This is a genomic window from Caecibacter sp. AF58-12pH5A (assembly GCF_027681725.1).
Taxonomy (GTDB): Bacteria; Bacillota; Negativicutes; order Veillonellales; family Megasphaeraceae; genus Megasphaera; species Megasphaera hominis.
On the sequence record NZ_JAQDBC010000031.1, the window covers coordinates 1 to 16,039 of the forward strand.

15 protein-coding genes are annotated in these 16,039 nt (G+C 50.3%); 5 read left to right on the forward strand and 10 right to left on the reverse strand.

Annotation, left to right across the window (positions count from 1 at the left end; translation table 11 throughout):
- Positions 1-92 precede the first annotated feature (92 nt).
- The 6 genes from PGX44_RS11160 to PGX44_RS11185 all read right to left on the reverse strand — a co-directional run bounded on the left by PGX44_RS11160 (position 93) and on the right by PGX44_RS11185 (position 6,575).
- A complete protein-coding gene (locus PGX44_RS11160) occupies positions 93-455 on the reverse strand; it encodes a VOC family protein (RefSeq protein ID WP_186502879.1) in 363 nt (120 codons plus the stop codon).
- 17 nt (positions 456-472) lie between these two features.
- Positions 473-955 (reverse strand): YbaK/EbsC family protein, encoded by a 483-nt coding sequence (locus PGX44_RS11165; RefSeq protein WP_289001229.1) that lies wholly within the window; start codon positions 953-955, stop codon positions 473-475.
- An 85-nt stretch (positions 956-1,040) separates the two neighbouring features.
- Entirely contained in the window at positions 1,041-4,085 is a 3,045-nt protein-coding gene (locus tag PGX44_RS11170; RefSeq protein WP_498855439.1) for an SbcC/MukB-like Walker B domain-containing protein, read from the reverse strand.
- On the reverse strand, positions 4,082-5,233 hold the full coding sequence (locus PGX44_RS11175; protein WP_498855440.1) for an exonuclease SbcCD subunit D: 1,152 nt from the start codon (positions 5,231-5,233) through the stop codon (positions 4,082-4,084). The genes PGX44_RS11170 and PGX44_RS11175 overlap by 4 nt, the downstream gene beginning before the upstream one ends.
- 18 nt (positions 5,234-5,251) lie before the next feature.
- Positions 5,252-6,085: a deoxyribonuclease IV gene (locus PGX44_RS11180; protein ID WP_498855441.1), complete on the reverse strand. Its 834-nt coding sequence runs from the start codon at positions 6,083-6,085 to the stop codon at positions 5,252-5,254.
- A gap of 82 nt (positions 6,086-6,167) precedes the next feature.
- Entirely contained in the window at positions 6,168-6,575 is a 408-nt protein-coding gene (locus PGX44_RS11185; protein ID WP_288201270.1) for a Fur family transcriptional regulator, read from the reverse strand.
- Between the two features lie 262 nt (positions 6,576-6,837).
- On the opposite strand from PGX44_RS11185, the gene PGX44_RS11190 reads away from it, so the two are divergent.
- From PGX44_RS11190 to PGX44_RS11210, 5 genes are all read left to right on the forward strand, one after another.
- Complete coding sequence (locus tag PGX44_RS11190; protein ID WP_498855442.1) at positions 6,838-9,012, forward strand: Tex family protein; 2,175 nt, start codon at positions 6,838-6,840, stop codon at positions 9,010-9,012.
- Positions 9,013-9,350: 338 nt separating this feature from the next.
- Positions 9,351-10,601, forward strand: coding sequence for an NAD/NADP octopine/nopaline dehydrogenase family protein (locus PGX44_RS11195; protein WP_498855443.1), 1,251 nt, complete (start codon positions 9,351-9,353; stop codon positions 10,599-10,601).
- A 101-nt stretch (positions 10,602-10,702) separates the two neighbouring features.
- Positions 10,703-11,869, forward strand: a complete 1,167-nt coding sequence (locus PGX44_RS11200; protein ID WP_498855444.1) for a YkvI family membrane protein — start codon at positions 10,703-10,705, stop codon at positions 11,867-11,869.
- 222 nt (positions 11,870-12,091) lie between these two features.
- Positions 12,092-12,724 (forward strand): TetR/AcrR family transcriptional regulator, encoded by a 633-nt coding sequence (locus tag PGX44_RS11205; protein ID WP_498855445.1) that lies wholly within the window; start codon positions 12,092-12,094, stop codon positions 12,722-12,724.
- A gap of 92 nt (positions 12,725-12,816) precedes the next feature.
- Positions 12,817-13,881, forward strand: coding sequence for a S66 peptidase family protein (locus PGX44_RS11210; protein WP_498855446.1), 1,065 nt, complete (start codon positions 12,817-12,819; stop codon positions 13,879-13,881).
- A 52-nt stretch (positions 13,882-13,933) separates the two neighbouring features.
- Here the strand turns inward: PGX44_RS11210 and folE are convergent, their stop codons facing one another.
- From folE to PGX44_RS11230, 4 genes are all read right to left on the reverse strand, one after another.
- Positions 13,934-14,500 (reverse strand): GTP cyclohydrolase I FolE, encoded by a 567-nt coding sequence (folE, locus tag PGX44_RS11215; protein ID WP_288201275.1) that lies wholly within the window; start codon positions 14,498-14,500, stop codon positions 13,934-13,936.
- 4 nt (positions 14,501-14,504) lie between these two features.
- Positions 14,505-15,167: a putative 7-carboxy-7-deazaguanine synthase QueE gene (gene queE / locus PGX44_RS11220; RefSeq protein WP_498855447.1), complete on the reverse strand. Its 663-nt coding sequence runs from the start codon at positions 15,165-15,167 to the stop codon at positions 14,505-14,507.
- Between the two features lie 2 nt (positions 15,168-15,169).
- Positions 15,170-15,589 carry a 6-carboxytetrahydropterin synthase QueD gene (gene queD / locus PGX44_RS11225; protein WP_498855448.1) on the reverse strand — a complete coding sequence of 140 codons (420 nt, stop codon included), beginning with the start codon at positions 15,587-15,589 and terminating at the stop codon, positions 15,170-15,172.
- A 165-nt stretch (positions 15,590-15,754) separates the two neighbouring features.
- On the reverse strand, positions 15,755-16,030 hold the full coding sequence (locus tag PGX44_RS11230; RefSeq protein ID WP_186502867.1) for a GNAT family N-acetyltransferase: 276 nt from the start codon (positions 16,028-16,030) through the stop codon (positions 15,755-15,757).
- Positions 16,031-16,039: the final 9 nt, after the last annotated feature.

Below are 16,039 nucleotides of genomic sequence, written 5' to 3' on the forward strand. Positions count from 1 at the left end.
CTCTTTCGAGCCAGTGATCCTCATTCGTTTTTATAGGGGCGTTATTTCACAGCCCCTTTGCTTCCGCAATATACATTTAACGTCATACAGACTTAACGGACCGGAATGATTTCCAGCCAATAGCCGTCGGGATCGGCAATGAAGTAAATACCCATTCCTTTGTTTTCAAAGACGATACAGCCCATTTCTTCATGTTTCTTATGAGCTGCAGCAAAATCCTGCACGCGGAATGCCGTATGGAATTCATTTTCGCCCAGATTATACGGTTCCTTGCGGTCTTTAATCCACGTCAGTTCCAGCTGAAAATCGCTGGCTTCATTGCCCACATAGACAATGGTAAACGCCGGGTTTTCAATGCGGCGCTGTTCTGTAAGGCCTAAGGCCTCTTGATAAAAAGCCATACTTTTTTCCAGATTAAGAACGTTGAAATTGGTGTGTGCAAACTTAAATTCCATGCTATACAGCCTCCTTTTTATTCTTCCTGCCAGCCTTTCGCTACATCGACCCAGCCTGCAGCATGAGAAAAAGCTTCTAATTCAGGCAAGGTCACTTCAATGGCACTATTGCCGGTACCACAGGCAGGAAACACCGTCGTAAAGCGTTTTAGTGACAGATCCAGATAGATGTCTACGCCAGGATTGACGGCAAAGGGACAGACACCGCCGACGGGATGGCCGGTCAGTCGTTCCACATCCGTTGCCTTCACCATACTGGCCTTTGTATGAAACGTTTCTTTAAAACGGTGGTTGTCCACGCGGGCATCACCGGCAAAAATCACCAAAAAAGCCCCGTCATGATCAGGCCGGTAAAACGACATAGACTTGGCAATACGCTTTCCCTCCGTATGTAAGGCAGCCGCCGCCAGCTCTACAGTCGCGCTGGATTCTGCCAGCACCTGAATGCGTGTGGCAGCGCCAAAAGGCGCCAAATAGTCCCGGACCTTTTCCAAGGACATACAAATCCCCCCTCAGCCGGATTTATCAATTCTTTTAACGCTATTATTATATACTACAAAAGAACTTCTGTACAAGCATTTCACCTCAGAGAAGCTCAAAGGAAGCAGTGCTGCCCCGCTTCGTCTTTTGAATGGCCAGGCGCGTATCAATCCGTTCCCGCAATTCACCGACGTGGGAAATAATGCCGACCAGACGGCCGCCCTGCTTAAGTTCCATCAGCGTTTTTAAGGCAAAATCCAGCGTTTCCGGATCGAGCGTACCAAAGCCTTCATCAATAAAGATCGTATCCAAATGAATACCACCTGAATAGGCCTGAACGACATCAGCCAAGCCCAAAGCCAGAGACAGGGAGGCCAGGAATGTTTCCCCGCCGGACAGGGTATTGGCTGGCCGGGCATAGCCTGTATACGTGTCAAAAACCTCTATATCAAGACCTGCCCGTAAGACGCGTTTATCTTCCCGGCTATGCGAACGCTGCAGCTCGTAGCGGCTGCGGCTCATCTTTTCCAGGCGCAAATTGGCTGCCTGCAGCACTTCATCGAGCAGGGCTCCCAGGACATACCGCTCGAAGTTAACGCCTGTAGCCTCACCTTTCAGGAGATCATAGACGCTGCGGATTGTTTCATAGCGTTTGGCAAGGGCTGCCTGTTCCTGTTGCCATTGGGCAATTTGACGCTCATAGTTCTCTAACTGTTTGAGTTCTGTCTGCAGGGCCGCTACAGTCTGGGACAGGTGCTGACAACGTTCATTTTCCTCTTTCAGCTTCTCATAGGCAGCCTGCATTTGTGGCCGTTCCTTACCAGCCGTTGCCTGACGGGCCAGTTGCAGCTGGCCTTGTACTTGCTGCACCTGGCCTTCGTAGTCTTTAATTGCCTGCCGCACAGTTGCCGCACGGGGAATATGGACCTGCAAGTCCTGACATTCCTGCAGGGATGCAAAGCCATAAGCCTGAGCCTGCTCTGTCAAAGCCGTTCGCGTTTCCGTATATTGTGCTGCCAGATTTTCCCGTTGTTTCAGTGCCGCAGCAGCCTGGCCGCTAAAGCGGGCTGCTGCCTGCATCGTTTCTGACAGTTGCTGCTGCAGAGCTGCCGTTCCCCTGTCAAAGGCCTGTTGTTGCTCCCTAAGGCCTTGCAGAGCCTGCTGTAAGGCCTCAGGCTGACGGTATGCCTCGGGTAATACAGCTTCAGCCTGCGTTTTGATCTCTATTTGGCGAACGTGTTCACGGCCTGCCGCTTCTGCCTCTTGGCGGGCTTTTTCTGCCGCTGTTTCCTGATCCGCCAGGCTCTGCTGCCACTGGACCAGATCCTGCTGCAACTGCTGCAAAGCCTTTACCTGGCGGTCTACGGCGGCTAACTGCTGTTTTCCTTCCTGTACATATGTCTGCCATGTACGGCTATCCTTTTCTGCCGGATAGGCACACCGCTGCTGCTCATACTGCTTCTGTTTTTCTTTTAAAGCCGTTTCCAGGCTCTTGGCCTGTACTTCTGCAGCCTGCCGCTTTTTTTCACTCTCCGCAGCAAGCGCTTTGCGCCGGTCTACATCGGTCTTTTGAGGAAAATCGGCCGGTTTGGCTGCCTTATGGGGATGCGTCGTTGCACCACAGACCGGACAAGGTGCCCCTTCGGTCAGTGTTTCTGATAAGACAAAGGCCTGTCCCTGTTGATACCGCTGGCTCACGGCTTCGAAATCGACGCGGTCGTGCGCTGCTGCTTCGTCAGCTTTCGTCAGTTCTTGTATCGCCTGGTGCCAACGGGCCTCCGCCTGATGGATATCCTGTGCTAAGGTCTCCAAGGCCTGTTCCCGGCTTAAGCACACCTCTGCGTTCTGCACGTCTGCCCGTCTCTGTTCCGCTGTTGCTGCCAGCTGCGGCAGGCTGCCGATCTGTTCTTGTGCACTTCGCACCTTCTGACGCCATGACAATACCGATGCCTGGGCCTGTTCCTGTTCTTTCTGCGCGCCTTCAGCCCGGGCCGCGGCCTGCTTTTCCTGACGGCATACGTCGGCATAGGCTGCCGCCTGAGCCTGCAGACCTTCCAGCTTGCCAATCTGCTTAGCCCGCTTAGTATAAGCCGGCCGTTCTTTTTCCCACCGTTCCGATTGCACCTGCAGCTCTTTTTCAGCCTGCTGTGCTTGCTGTGCCTCAGCCTGAAAACGGTCATATTCAGCACGGGCTGCCTTGCCCTGCCGTAAGATATCTGCCAAATGCTGGCACGGCTCTGCTAAGAGCTCTGCCTTTTCCAGCTTTTGCAAATACTCCCGTTCTTTGGCTATGGCTGGTTCCTGTTGCTGCAAGACCTGCAGCTCTTTTTCAGCCCTGTCCAGGGTTTGCCACTGATGGTCCAGTACTTCCAGCTGCTGGACCTGGCGCTGGTGCGCATCCCGTTGCTGCAGGGCCACGCGGACTTCCTCTTCTTTCATTTTCACGTCGCCTGTGCGGGCTGCAATCGTGGCCACCAGGGCCTGTTCATCGGCGACACCTGCCAGTTCCAGGTATTGGGCAATTTTCATATTTCGCTCTTCATTGCCCTTGCCGGCCAACTTCTGTTCCGCATCAGCCAGCTGTTCCAGCCGGCCATAGCGCTCGGTATGAAAGAGAACCTGCATAATCTGCTGCCGTTCTGCCGATGGTGCCAGAAGCAGCCGGCGGAACTCCCCTTGCGGCAGGAGCACGACTTGCCGGAACTGATCGTATTTAAAGCCTAAGAGGTTTTCTACTTCAGCTTTTACGTTGCGGCTCGTAATCAGTGTACCTGTCATCTCATCGCCCTGCCATTCGTACAAGGCAGCGTGCATAGGCTCATGTTTTAGACCTGTACCTCGCTTTTTGGCAACGTATTGTTCAGGACTGCGTTCAATACAGTAGCGTTTCTCGCCAATGGCAAAAGCAAAGAGAACCTTCGTAGCCTCGTCTGCCGTCGCGTATTCACTGCGCATGTTGGTTCCGGTGCGGCTGTTACCGCTCGTGCCACCATAAAGGGCATAGCAAATGGCATCGAGAATCGTCGTCTTGCCTGATCCTGTAGGCCCATAAATGAGAAACAGCTGCCGCGTGCCGAGCTGGCGGAAGTCAATGACCTGTTTGCCTGCATAGGGACCAAAAGCGTGCATTTCCAAATAGATAGGTTTCACTGGTCATCACTCCCTTCTTCACGCTGCAAGGTCTCCCAGAGGCGCTGGAGATAGGCGGTTTCCTTTTCCGAAAGAGGCTGATCTGGCCGGATGGCCGCCGCAAAGTTATCGAAAAGCGCCTGATCAGATGCCTGGCGCAGGTCAAAATTTCTGTCACCGCTGTTGGCTGCCACTTGGCGCTGTGGCGTTTCTAAAGCCAGGGCATTGGGGTACTTACGCCGTAATTTCCCCATCCCATCCAGGATTGGCTGCGTATCGTCTACCCGGGCGAGAACGAAATCGTCTGTCTGCCTGTCTTCGCGTTCCATGATTTCTGCAAAGGTGCCCGTCAGAATACGTACGTCTTTACGCGGCACAAAGGGCACATGGGTAGTCGTCACTGTACCATCTGCTGCTAAGTCGGCAATGACTGCCCCCTTTTTTTGCTTCGCTTCGCTGAAGGAATATTTCATGAGGCTGCCGGCATAGCGGATATTCGCATGGCCAGCCTGCTGCGGCCCATGCAGATGCCCAAGGGCAGTATAGGAGTAAGGTGCAAAGACAGCCGTATCGATACATTCTGTCCCTCCAAGAGAGAGGGGCCGTTCAGAGTCACTGGCCGTACCCCCACTGGCAAAGACATGGGCAATGCAGACCGTACGCAGGCCGGCTGTTCCTTTTGACTGAAAGGCTGCCAGACGGCTCAGGGCAGTCTGATGATCACGGATACTGTCATCACCCAGAAGCTGCCGCACATCGGCTGGTTCTGCATAGGGCAGCGCAATAAAGGCGACCGGTCCGGCCGCATCATCCAGAACGACAGGACCTGATAGTTTATCCAGGTCGCCGGCAATATAGAGCTGCTGACGAGCCAGGAGGCGGCTGCCAAAAGACAGTCGTGCTGCACTATCGTGATTGCCACTGATAACGAAAAAAGGCACGTGCATTTCTGCCGTAACCTTCGTCGAAATTTCGTCAAATAATTCTACTGCCGCTGCCGGCGGCAGGCTGCGGTCATATACATCACCTGCCAGGACAACTGCGTCAATATGCTCACTTTTCAGCAGGGGCAGGAACTGTTCTTTGAGAACATAAGCCTGCTCATCTGTCAAATATTCACCATAAAACATTTTCCCTAAATGCCAATCTGCCGTATGTAAAATACGCATACCGTCACCTCTTCTGTCTTAGGCCTGCTGCAAACGGCGCAGCATAGCTATTTCCGCAGCATAGCCGGCCAGATCATTGGGCGTTTCCAAATAGAATGGCAAATCCCGCAGTACCGGGTGATTGATAATCGCAGTAAAGGCATCTATACCAATCTGGCCCTGGCCTATTTTTTCATGGCGGTCCTTATGGCTGCCCAGGCTATTTTTGCTGTCATTAATATGGATTGCTTTCAGACGGCCGAGACCGATAGTGCTGTCAAACTGATGCAGTACCTCTTCGAGCTGCCCGACAATATCATAGCCGCCGTCAAAGACATGGCACGTATCGAGACAGACGCCCAGCTTATCCGAAAGAGTTGTCTTTTCTATTATAGCAGAAATTTCTTCAAAATTCCGACCTACTTCGGTTCCTTTGCCGGCCATGGTCTCTAAGAGGACCGTTGTCTTTTGCTCCGGCCAAAGGCATTCATTTAGCATGCCGGCAATCAGTGTAATACCGGTTTCCGCCCCCTGGCCAACGTGGCTGCCGGGATGAAAGTTATAGCGGCAATGGTCCAGGTACTCCAGGCGTTCTAAGTCTTCCTTCATTGCCCGCCTGGCAAAATCCCGCGTCTTTTCCGTTTTGGAACAACCGTTCAGCGTATACGGCGCATGCGCCAGGATCGGTGCAAAGTGATGCACTGCCATGAGGGCATTGAGAGCCTGCATATCCTCTATATCAAGGGGCCGGGTATTCCCGCCCCGGGGATTACGTGTAAAAAATTGAAATGTATCAGCTCCCAGTGACAGGGCTTCCTCGCCCATATGCAAAAATCCCTGGGATACAGATAAGTGACAGCCTATGTGCAGCATAGTGTTCTCCTTTCTTTCCTGAAGACAGGAAAACAGGCTGCAACGAACGCCAACGCTTCGTTACAGCCTGTTTTGATTTTTCCTATTTTTTCTGGCATTCAGCACAAACTCCTGTGAATGACAAACTAATGCTGTCTACACGATAGCCCGTCTGACTACCTGCCATTTCAGATAGCTTGTCCTGGTCGATGTCCACATCCATCACCTTGTTGCAGCGGGTACAACGAATATGCGCATGCGGCTTAGTATTATAGTCGTAGCGATGTGCGTCTTCTTCGCACTGCAGTACCTGTACTACTCCGATTTTGGCAAATATTTCCATCGTCTTATAGACAGTTGCCAAACTCATGAACGGGTACTTAGGCTGTAACGTTTTGTATATAGCCTCCGCGTTGGGATGCGTCGTGTTCTGATTTACTACTTCATAGACTGCCAGTCGTTGCGGCGTAACCTTGTATCCATTTTCTCGTAATACTGCAGCAATATCCATGAATAACAACCTACTTTCTACCTACCTCATATCTACAATTTGTTATAGATATTTGTTGAGTCTTGTTTTTACTTCCAACCTCACCTATATTTTACATGTTATTGATTTATATGGCAATATGAGAACTGTTATATTACGCTAGAAATATTAATTTTTTTTTAAAAACGATACTCCGTTAGGGGTTTCCCGGGCGAAAAAAAGAAAAGTTGACGAGAACTCCGTTTACAAGCATAATATTAATACATGTAGAAAGGAGCTCCCCATGAGTGAAGATAAGATTATTCAACAAATTGCCACAGACCAGCATATCCGGCCAAACCAGGTAGCAGCCGCCCTGCGCTTATTTGCCGACGGCAACACAGTTCCCTTCATTGCCCGTTACCGCAAAGAAGCCACAGGCGTACTGGATGAAGTACAGCTGCGTAATATACAAGCCCAATACGAATACGAACAGGCTCTGGAAGCCCGTAAAGAAACGATCCGCCAATCTCTGATGGACCAAGGTCTTTGGAGCAACACCTTGCGCCAACAGCTGCTGGCAGCCCGCCAGCTGCAGGATGTCGAGGATATTTATCTGCCCTATCGTCCTAAAAAGCGAACCAAAGCCTCCGTCGCCCGCGCTGCAGGCTTGGAACCCTTAGCTGACCTGTTCTGGAAACAGGACCCGCAGGCACCGGCCCCGGAAGAAGCCGCCCGGCCCTATGTGTCCCAGGCGGTGCCCACGACAGAGGATGCTATTCAAGGGGCAGCCAACATTATTGCCGAACGTTGCTCCGAGCTGGCCCCCTTCCGCCGCTACCTGCGTCAATCCTTCCGCCAAGACGGCAAGATTCTGTGTACGCTGCAAGTAGAAGAAGCGAATGCCGGCCCTTTTCTCTCGTACAAGGAGTTCAGCGAACATGTACGTACCCTGCCCAGTCACCGTATTTTAGCGATTAACCGCGGCGAAGCTCAGAAGATCCTTAAAGTCTCCCTCCAGGTGCCGGCAGAGGCTTATATCAAACGGCTGCAAGAGCTGATCCTACACGGCCCTTCCCCGTACAGCCAAATTCTGGCAGACGCAGCTGCAGATAGTTACAAGCGCCTTATTGGCCCGCAAATTGAACGGGAAGTGCGCAACGCTCTGACTGAAAAGGCAGAACGCCAGGCTATCCGCGTCTTTGCTGCCAACCTGCGCAGCCTGCTCTTACAGCCGCCCTTTGCCGGACAGACCATTCTCGGCCTGGATCCGGGCTTTCGTACAGGCTGCAAGGCCGCCGTCATCGATGCGACGGGAAAGGTACTCGACTATGGCGCGTATTACCTGACGGGCTCGGAAAAGCAGAAAAAGGAAGGCACAGCGGCCCTGACTGCTATGATCCGCAAGCACGGCGTTACGCTTATTTCCATTGGTAATGGTACAGCTTCCTATGAAACGGAACAGGTTATTTCCCAGCTGATTGCCGACCAGAAGCTGCGCTGCCGCTATATCATAGCCAATGAAGCCGGTGCTTCCGTCTATTCTGCTTCCGATCTGGCCCGCGAAGAAATGCCAGATCTGGACGTTACCATCCGCGGTGCTGTGTCGATTGCCCGGCGCATTCAGGATCCGCTGGCAGAAGCCGTTAAAATCGATCCCCAATCTATTGGCGTCGGCCAGTATCAGCACGATGTCAATCAGAAAGCGCTAAATGCCGCTCTGGACGCCGTTGTTGAATCGGTAGTCAATTACGTCGGAGTGGATCTGAATACGGCATCTGCCGCCCTTTTACAGCATATTTCAGGTCTTACTGCAGCAACGGCTGGCAATATTGTCGCCTACCGTAGAGAAAAAGGCCCCTTTAAAAACCGGCAAGAGCTCTTAGCAGTCAATCGGCTGGGACCGGCTACGTTTACACAATGTGCGGGCTTCCTGCGCATTGCCGGCGGTACGGAACCACTGGACAACACGTCGGTTCACCCCGAGTCGTATGAATTAGCCGGTCAAATTATCGAGCATTACGGCTACTGTGAGGACGACATCCGGGATCCCCAGTTATTGCAGGAACTGCAAAACAGGCTGCAAATGAATGCCGCCCCAGGTTTAGCTGCCGAATTAGGTACGAGCGAACAGGCCATCCGCGATATTCTGGAAGAGCTACGTAAAACCGGCCGCGATGCCCGCAGTGAATTTCCCCAGCCATTGACGCGCCAGCACGTCGTATCGCTGGATGAACTGCAGGCCGGCTCCCTCGTCCAGGGTACCGTCCAAAATGTCGTAGATTTTGGCGCTTTCGTCGACTTCGGCCTCAAAATCCCCGGCCTCGTCCATCGCTCAGAGCTCAGTACACACCCTTTTCACCATCCCATGGACATTGTCCACGTCGGTGATATCGTCACGTGCGTCATTCTTTCTGTCGATGCGCCACGTAAACGCATTGCTCTCTCTATGAAACGGGTACAACAACATAAAAGGTAATGCCGATTTTCCTGTACTAGACGGAAATCGGCGCGTATTATTGTAGCATATTTGTTATATTTTAGGCAAGATTTTTACAATCTTATCCTACGTAATAGCTATTTTAAATACCAGGGACAGCCTCCAGGCAAAAGTCTCTGGTATTTTTATTACATTTTTTCATATCAAATGATTATTTTAATGATTTATTCGAATAATAAAAACAACCTATTGACATACTAAGAGAAACGTGAGATACTTTAGTCAAGATAAATGACTGTAAGTCAGTGAATTAAAGTCAATTTATTTAGGCAGAGCCTAAATGTAAGTAATATATGTATTTAGAGGAGGTTATTCGTATGGACATGAATTATTTGAAAGACAAACCGATCGCAGTTTTGGGTGGTGGCGCCGTTGGTAAAACCATGGCAGCCGATTGTGCACTTGCCGGCAAGGAAGTCCGCATTTGGGATCAGCCGGCATTTGCCAAGAGAAACTTCACCAATATTGAAAAAACGGGGATTACCTTGAGCGGCAACCAGTTCAGTTATTTTGGTTATCAGCGTAAGGGGACTGTCAAATTGGCCTTGGCAACAGATGACATGGCCAAAGCAGTCAAAGGCGCCGGCATCATCATCGTCGCAGCCGTTGCCATTGCCCATGAAACGATTTTCCGTGAACTCGTTCCGCTTCTCGAAGATGGCCAGGTCATCCATATTCTGCCGGATAACTGCGGCAGCCTTGTTCTGCGCAAGCTGATGCGTGAAATGAACTGCACGAAGAAGGTTATCGTCGGCGCCTGGTACACTGCACCGTACGGCATCCGCGTCGTAACCAACGAATGCAAGGTTGAAGACCGCATTACGACGATTCGTGGCTGTGCACTGCCGATGACCGATAACGAAGCCTTTATGGCTTCTGCCTATTATATTCCGGCCTTTGGCGCTATTATCGATGCTGAAGGGGAAGTCACCATTTCCCAAAAGGGCGAAGAATTCCATCACGGGTTTGTAGAAGGCAATACCGTTCTCGATATTAACCTTTCCAACGTTAACCCTGTTATCCACGTACCAGGTACTGTATTAGGCGTCTCGACCATGCAGAACTTCGATAAAGTCCTCGACCAGGAAAAGAAGAACTATTCCCTCTATGGTTTCGCACTGTGCCCGGCTATTGCCGAAGTACAGGCCCAGTTCTGGGAAGAAGAAAAAGCATTGGCTAAAGCCATGAATATCGGTCTTTGCACAGTAAATTATGAAGACTTCTTCTCCCGCACGACAATGTACGGCAAAGAATATATGGGACCGGATTTCGCTGTTCCGTTTGATGAAAAATATGAAAACTTCTTTGGTGATGGCCCATTCGATCTGGAAAACCGCTACATCACAGAAGATGTTCCTGTAGGCTGCTACCTCATGAGTCAGTTAGGTAAGAAATACAATGTTCCGACGCCGATTATAGACTCGATGATTCTTCTTGCCAGCACCATGTTGAAACGCGATCTGGCTGCTCAGAGCAAATACACCTTGGATTATCTGGACATCGGCCATATGACTGACGAACAGCTCCAAAGCTATCTGCGCGAAGGCAAGTTTACACCGAAAGCATAATCGTAAATTAGCAGAAGTCATAAAACGAGCTGTATACACCTTATACAGCTCGTTTTATTCTATCAACTCACAGCTACCTTCTTTGAGAGGAGAGACTAATTATGAGTAAAAACGTCGGTTACGGCACAGCTATTAAACTGGCTGGTGCTTATACAGCCTATCATATTGGCTCCGGCTTTGCCACAGGTAATGAAATCACACAGTTTTTCGTTTCCTGGGGCGGCTATACGCCCTTCCTGGTTTTCGCCATTGCCATTATTTTTACGATGGTCACCAACTTCATCATGTACCGCACAGGGTTCCTGAAAACCTTTAAGAAGCCTAACCAGTATTACTACTATTTCTGCGGCAAGCATTTGGGCCGTCTTTTTGATTATTACGTATATATTACCTTGGTCGCCTTCGTTCTCGTCATGATTACCGGCAGCGGCGCTACGTTGAACCAATATTTTGGTACACCGGAATACGTAGGCACTCTTTTCATGGCAGTTATCTGCTCGGCTGTAGCCTGCCTGGGCCTGCGCAAGCTCGTTGATGTCTTAGGTTCCATCGGCATCGTCATCATGTCCTTTACGATTTTCTGTGGCTTATACATGATCGTCACAGCCGACCAGTCCCCCATAGCCGCTGCTGCCAATACACAGACCTACGTAGAAGAAGGAATTATCCTGCAGCCTAGTTTCTTTGGCGAAACCAACCCGATTATGGCAGGGTTATTCTACTCCGGCATTTTGATGCTGGCACTGCCGTGGGTTACGTCTATGGGTAAATTATTAAGCAACACAAAACAGGCCGGCGTCGCCGCTTTCTGCTCCGCTATTTTCCTCTTTAGTGCCGCTATGGCTGTTGCCGTCGCCCTGATGATCAATCTCGACGCCGTTGCCGGCACGCAGATTCCTATGCTGGCAGCCATTCAGCACACACTGCCCCTGTTAGCCTTCCCGTATTCGATCGTTATCATCCTCGGGATTTTCACTACAGCTACAGGCATGCTCTTCCTCCTTTCTGACCGTTTTGCTGTGGAAGGAAGTAAAAAATCGTATGCCATTATTTTTGGTACGGCTGCCTTTGGTGCCATTGGCGGTACGTTTATTCCCTTCAGCGTCATCGTCAATATTGTCTACTTGATCCTCGGCTTTTCCGGTGATCTTCTGGCTGTCTTGATGATTGTTAAGTTTATCCGCGTACGTCACGAAGAACGTCAGGGCATCCCCGAAGAAACGGCTGACAAAACGATAGAAGCAGCCCACAATACGACATCTCATTAAGACGTTCTTATGAGTAGTATTTTTTTATAAGTAAACAAACCGTCTTACCACGCCCTAATAAAAGCCCTGTATGGATTCTGCTGCAGGGCTTTTATCACACATATACGCATATCAATAAGGAATGGAACTTTACATTTTTCAGGAAATACCGTATACTGTAAGCCATTAAGAATTATTTTCCATTTCTATGTAGTGCGTTTCTCTTTCAAAGGGGAGATAAATATGCCACCAAGACATGCCTTACCGCCAGAAAGTTCTCCCGCCAAACCCCTGACGAAGCGGCAGCTCCAGGCAATCCAAACCAAAAACCGTATCTACGATACGGCCGTAAAAATCATCAATGAAAAAGGGTTCGAAAATGTAACCATTGAGGACATTACGACAGCCGCTAACGTAGCGAAGGGCAGCTTCTACAACTATTTTGAAACAAAGGATGCCCTGATTCTCTACACGTTTCAGCAGTCCGATGATATTTATGAGAAGGTATATACCCGAATTAAGGGCCAGCCATTCCTGACTATGATGGAAGAATTTATCCGCCTCTCATATATTCAATATGAAAAACGCGGTAAGGGGATCATTAAAGCAATTATCTCCAATTATTTTTCCTATCGTGAATTTAATTTCTACGGGAATGACCGCCGCCTCATCAAGTGCTTACGAAAGATATTACAGTCCGGCAAGGATGAAGGCATCATCGGCCAGGACCGGTCGGAAGATGCAATGATCCTCTTGCTTCTCTCCTCCTTGATCGGCGTCGAAGTCCTTTGGTGCATGAATCCGCAGGCCCCGTCTTTACCTGACATGGCCGTTACGGCTGTCATGGGGACTGTCAAAGGAATCGTTGAAAAATAAAAATGTCACCGTTACCGGGAAAGAAGGAGTTTTTCTTCTTTCCCGGTATTTGTGTTATACTGGCATAGAGTCAAGATTGTGAGGTTCTGGTCATGTATCAAAAAAAACATCATCGCCTATTTTTAGGCTTACTCTGTGCCCTATTGCTTGCAGGCACGTGCTGGTACGTCATACCACAGGTAATGCCGGCCTTATCCTGGCATTACGCTGCGTTCACCGGGCGGCGCCAGCGCGGCCCTGCCTTACAGCCAGGCGATACGATTGGCGTCATTGCCCCGGCTTCGCATGCGCTCAACGACGAACTGCCTGCCGAAGTCGCACTTCTGGAAGCGATGGGCTACCACGTCAAGCTAGGTGCATCTGCGACGGCTAAAGGAACATATCTCGCCGGTACCGACGCGGTCCGTGCTAAAGATATTAACGATTTTTTTGCTGACGATTCAGTTAAAGCAATTCTCTGCCTGCGTGGTGGCTATGGCTCAGCCCGGCTTTTAGGCTTGCTCGATTACGACACGATTGCTAAGCACCCTAAGCTCTTTATCGGCTACAGTGATATCACTGCCTTGCACACTGTCTTGGGAGAACGCTGTCAGTTAGTCACTGTGCACGGTCCTATGCTCACGTCCCTGACCCACGCTACGACAGCCTATACGCTCTATCAGTTCGAAGAAGGCCTGGTCCGGACAAGCCCTCCCGGAAACGTGTCCCTGCCGGCAGGCGATACCTTGACGACGCTGGTTCCGGGTACTGCCGGAGGCCGTCTGGCCGGTGGCAACATTACCATCCTCGCGTCCCTGGCCGGTACGCCCTACGAATTAAAAGGGGACGGTGCCATTCTCTTTCTTGAAGATACAGACGAAAGTCCCTATAAACTCGACAGAGATCTCCTGCAGCTCTATCAAAACGGTCTTTTGAGCCGCGTCAAGGCCATTGTTTTTGGCAATTTCCCTGACAGTGACGGCGACCGCAATGACGATCCAGAGCTTGCAGCCATCATCGCCCACTATGCCAAACTTTCAGGCAAGCCAGCCATCAAGGGCCTGCCTGCAGGCCATACACGTGATAATATGTTTTTGCCTTTAGGGGTTCCGGCCCGTGTAACGGCCAACGCAGACGGTACGGCCCAGCTGGAAATTCTGGAAAGTGCCGCCCTCTAACTAAAAAGGACGTTATCTGTAGCTTCCGCTCTGCTACAGATAACGTTCTTTTTCAGTGTAAGTACAGCTGCAAGGCTGTTTCGTCTTTAAAACGGCCCCGTAATTCCACGGTTTTCGTCTTGGCATTCGTTTTCTTAATACCTCTGGCACTGACACAGCTGTGCCGGCCTTCAAGGATGACGGCAATATCCTGGCTGCCTGTAATTTCACTAAGAATATCGGCAATATCCCGGCCCAGCCGTTCTTGCAGCTGTAGCCGCCGGCCGGCCATATCGCACATACGGGCAATCTTGGAAAGACCGATGACCTTACCTTTAGGAATATAAGCCACAGTGGCCTTCATATCATACATGAGTGCCATGTGATGTTCACAATACGAAAAGAGATCGATATCCTTCATGACAACGACCTGATCGCTGTCGGTCGTACCGTCGTCTTCCGAAAAGGTCTTGTTCAAAAGCTCCGCCAGCTCATGATTCGTGTAATTCATACCGGCAAAGACTTCTTCATACATCTTGGCTACGCGTTTCGGCGTTTCCACAAGACCTTCCCGATTGGGATCTTCGCCAAGGGCGACGAGAATGCCACGGATATGTTCTTCTATTGCTTTCGTATCAATCATGTCATACACCTCGTTTTTGCGGATCCCAAATCACCTTGTGGATTTGGATTTGCAGACGCACATCATTCAGTTTGTGCTGTTTCATAAATTCTACCATAGTGACGGGCTCAATGGCCCCAAAGATAGGGCTCAAGTACACGTGACAACGGTGCGTCAGGTCATATTGTTCTATAATGTCCCGGGCCCGTTCCAGATCAGCCAGGCTGCCCGAAACGAACTTAACTGTATCAGCTGCCTCGAGGAGAGAAAAATTTTCCGTCACCATGGCTTGTTCCCAGCCGCTCGACGGCAGCTTATAGTCCATCGTAAATACAGGCCGCCACGGTGCCTCTATGCCAAAGGGAGCCAGGCTCACAGCGCCATTGGTCTCGATCTCTACACGTAATTGCGGATGCGCCGCCAATGCCTGTAAGAGTTCCGTCAGTTGTGGCTGCAGCAAGGGTTCGCCCCCCGTCAGCGTAACGTTACGGATCCCCGTTGCCAAAATGCGGTCTGTAATTTCTGCCGGCGTAAGCTCCGTATACGCACAGTCCCTTTCATTAGCCCACATGGTATCACAATAGCTGCAGCGCAGATTACAGCCCTGGAAGCGGACGAAGACAGCCAATTCCCCGGCCCGCGTACCTTCGCCGTTGATACTCGTAAATAGTTCGACTACTTTCATGGTCAGCCTCCGTAGGATGCACAATTATTTGGCGTTTCATAGACATCCACACGGGACAGGTCATAGCCCTTCGCCTGAATGATTTCATATATGTAGCGGGAAAACTCTTCTGCCGTCGGCCGGAAGGGCACTTCTCGCAGACAAAAATCTTCATCCCTAAGAGCTGCCAGCGTAAGGGGACGCAGGGAGTCCTTTTCATAAATAAAGGAATGATCAAAATAGTCACAAATATCTTTCAAAACGTGCTTTAATTCCGAGAAATCGATGACCATACCACGGCACTGACGGCCTTCCTGGAGTGTATCCGCCTTAATTTCGACGACGACGCGCCAGCGGTGGCCGTGCAGGTTATGGCATTTTCCGTCATAGCCCTGGAGGAAATGGGCCGCATCAAAGCACTGTTCGGTCTTTAAATAATACATGGTACTTCTCCTATAAAAAAAAGCAGCCCCGCAGACGACGGGGCTGTTCATGACAAAGAACAAGTCCTGGTTTTGTTTTACGACAGGATGGTACAAACGAACTGTCGGTCTGCATTACAACTATTTAATTGTACACGCAGAGAAAAGAACTGTCAATGCACGAGCTTACGGTTCATAAATATCGTCATACTCTTTATGGCGCTGAAGCCAACGCGACGCATACGAACAGGAAGCACTGGTCTTCTTGCCTTCACTGCGGATATAATCAGCGGCTGCCTGCACGAGCTTGCCGGCCCATCCCTGGCCACCTAAAGACGGATCCACTTCTGTATGAACGATATCGTATTTTCCATTCTGATCGGCGAGGAAATCTATTTCTCCCAGGATTTTACCGGAGTCATCTTTAATACAAAATTTATTTTCACCTTGTACTAATTCCATTTAAATCAT

Bases quoted from the DNA above. Each gene is read 5' to 3' on its own strand.
- PGX44_RS11195 (WP_498855443.1), top strand. From the start codon at position 9,351: ATGGACATGAATTATTTGAAAGACAAACCGATCGCAGTTTTGGGTGGT.
- queE (WP_498855447.1), bottom strand. From the start codon at position 15,167: ATGAAAGTAGTCGAACTATTTACGAGTATCAACGGCGAAGGTACGCGG.
- PGX44_RS11200 (WP_498855444.1), top strand. From the start codon at position 10,703: ATGAGTAAAAACGTCGGTTACGGCACAGCTATTAAACTGGCTGGTGCT.
- queD (WP_498855448.1), bottom strand. From the start codon at position 15,589: ATGTATTATTTAAAGACCGAACAGTGCTTTGATGCGGCCCATTTCCTC.
- PGX44_RS11205 (WP_498855445.1), top strand. From the start codon at position 12,092: ATGCCACCAAGACATGCCTTACCGCCAGAAAGTTCTCCCGCCAAACCC.
- PGX44_RS11160 (WP_186502879.1), bottom strand. From the start codon at position 455: ATGGAATTTAAGTTTGCACACACCAATTTCAACGTTCTTAATCTGGAA.
- PGX44_RS11175 (WP_498855440.1), bottom strand. From the start codon at position 5,233: ATGCGTATTTTACATACGGCAGATTGGCATTTAGGGAAAATGTTTTAT.
- PGX44_RS11230 (WP_186502867.1), bottom strand. From the start codon at position 16,030: ATGGAATTAGTACAAGGTGAAAATAAATTTTGTATTAAAGATGACTCC.
- PGX44_RS11210 (WP_498855446.1), top strand. From the start codon at position 12,817: ATGTATCAAAAAAAACATCATCGCCTATTTTTAGGCTTACTCTGTGCC.
- PGX44_RS11165 (WP_289001229.1), bottom strand. From the start codon at position 955: ATGTCCTTGGAAAAGGTCCGGGACTATTTGGCGCCTTTTGGCGCTGCC.
- PGX44_RS11180 (WP_498855441.1), bottom strand. From the start codon at position 6,085: ATGCTGCACATAGGCTGTCACTTATCTGTATCCCAGGGATTTTTGCAT.
- PGX44_RS11190 (WP_498855442.1), top strand. From the start codon at position 6,838: ATGAGTGAAGATAAGATTATTCAACAAATTGCCACAGACCAGCATATC.
- PGX44_RS11185 (WP_288201270.1), bottom strand. From the start codon at position 6,575: ATGGATATTGCTGCAGTATTACGAGAAAATGGATACAAGGTTACGCCG.